The organism is Candidatus Infernicultor aquiphilus (genome assembly GCF_002784285.1).
Taxonomy (GTDB): domain Bacteria; phylum Atribacterota; class Phoenicimicrobiia; order Phoenicimicrobiales; family Phoenicimicrobiaceae; genus Infernicultor; species Infernicultor aquiphilus.
The window spans coordinates 12324-13950 of record NZ_PFKO01000343.1 but is presented as its reverse complement, the minus strand read 5'-3'; the positions used below and the strand labels follow the sequence as shown (position 1 = coordinate 13950).

Annotated in this window: 3 protein-coding genes; all 3 read right to left on the bottom strand. The window is 35.6% G+C overall.

The features are described 5' to 3' along the window. Positions 1 to 757 (bottom strand): aldo/keto reductase (locus tag COZ07_RS09695; protein WP_406608364.1); only part of this gene is annotated, 757 nt, incomplete at its 3' end. Positions 758 to 1095: 338 nt separating this feature from the next. Then, on the bottom strand, positions 1096 to 1218 hold the full coding sequence (locus tag COZ07_RS09690; RefSeq protein WP_406608363.1) for a hypothetical protein: 123 nt from the start codon (positions 1216 to 1218) through the stop codon (positions 1096 to 1098). Continuing rightward, the coding region (locus COZ07_RS09685; protein WP_406608362.1) for an MATE family efflux transporter at positions 1202 to 1627 on the bottom strand (426 nt) is incomplete at its 5' end. The genes COZ07_RS09685 and COZ07_RS09690, both read right to left, overlap by 17 nt.

The window sequence follows — 1627 nt, the reverse complement described above, 5'->3', positions numbered from 1 at the left end:
ATTGTAAAGCCAGGTCGGATATATTTATTCCTCTTTCCCGACAAAAATGGGCAGCTTCTTTTGCCTCTTGTAATACTTTTTCTGGAGCTGGATGCCAATCTGGAGCTCCTTTTTCAGTAAGTACACGCATATGTAACGGTGAGGCATTAATTAATCCTATATTTCTTTTTTTAACTACCGGAGTAAGAATATCGTTCATAGTGGTGTCCAATAAATTATAACGGCAATAACTAAGTACAGTATCAATCTCTTGAGTTTCCACTATTTCTTTAAGTAAGGTTAAAGGATAACCAGTAATCCCGACAAAGCGAATCTTCCCCTGTCTTTTTAGTTTAAACATAGCTGGTAAGGTTTCTTCTATAATCTGCTTCTTTTTCCCAAATTCTAGATCATGAATTTGAAATACATCAATATAATCAGTTTTTAGACGTTGGAGACTCTCCTCAACTGATTTTATAACTCTCGGGGCAGAAAAATCAAATCCATCAGGAAGAGAGGTACCATATCGACCTACTTTAGTGGCAAGAATAACCTGACTCCTCTTCCCCTTTAAAAATTCACCCAATCGCTTTTCTGCTAAAGTTCTTCCGTAATAAGGAGAAACATCGAAATAATTAATTCCGTGATCGATGGCATATTCTACTGCTCTTTTTCCTTCTTCTGGGACTATCTGACCAAACTCTGCTCCCAACGGAGAAGCGCCAAAACCAATAATAGATACTTTTAATCCAGTCTTCCCTAAAGTTTTATAAATCATATTTTATTTAATTACCCCTTTTTAAATATTTTAAATTAATAATAGCTTTTTATTATTATCTTAACAGAATTATTTTTATAAATAGATTTCCTCGTTTTATTATTAATTGCCTCTTTATTATATTACTTTTTTATTTTTTTAGAAAAAAATTATAAAATAAATTTAGGTTATAATGCTTTTTTAACTCAGGAAGAAGATATTTCTGCTTCCCTAGTGGTTCTAATCGATTGTTGTTCTAATCTTTCCCGACGTTTGGCATAAACCTTTTTCCAATGGCCACTTTTAAACAAAAAAACCATTCCTAATCCAAAAACAATATCGGAAGCATTTATTCCTAATCAGATACCAGAAGACCCCATACCTACCACCAGGGCAAAAATATAGGCCAGAGGTATACGTACTCCTAAGTGTCCTATAACACTTATAATGGTGGGGGTAGCTGTATCACCAGCACCATTCATAGCTTGTCTTAAAACTATAGAAAAAGCTAAAAAAGGAAAGGTAACCCCCCAAATACCTTAAAAATGAAGTCCCGATTTTTATCACTTCTGGCTGTTTAGCAAATATTGCCACTAACTGAGGAGCAAAAATGATAAAGATAATAGCCAACGGTATCGCGATAAATTCGTAGTATAATACGGTTCTCCAGGCAGATTCGGTTGCTCTCTCCGGTTGCTTTGCCCCCATATTTTGTCCCACTAATACAGAAGCCGAATTAGCAAAACCAAGACCTGGCACTATAATAGCCGTTCTAAAGCGCGCACCTATCCCATAAGCCGCCAGAGTAACTGCCCCAAAAGAAGCAACTAAACGCATCAAGAAAAGAAAAGATACTTCCTGGATAAAAACCTGTAAAGAGCCAAATGAACC

Coding starts and splice junctions, on each gene's coding strand:
- COZ07_RS09690 (WP_406608363.1), bottom strand. CDS start 1,218: ATGAATGGTGCTGGTGATACAGCTACCCCCACCATTATAAGTGTTATA.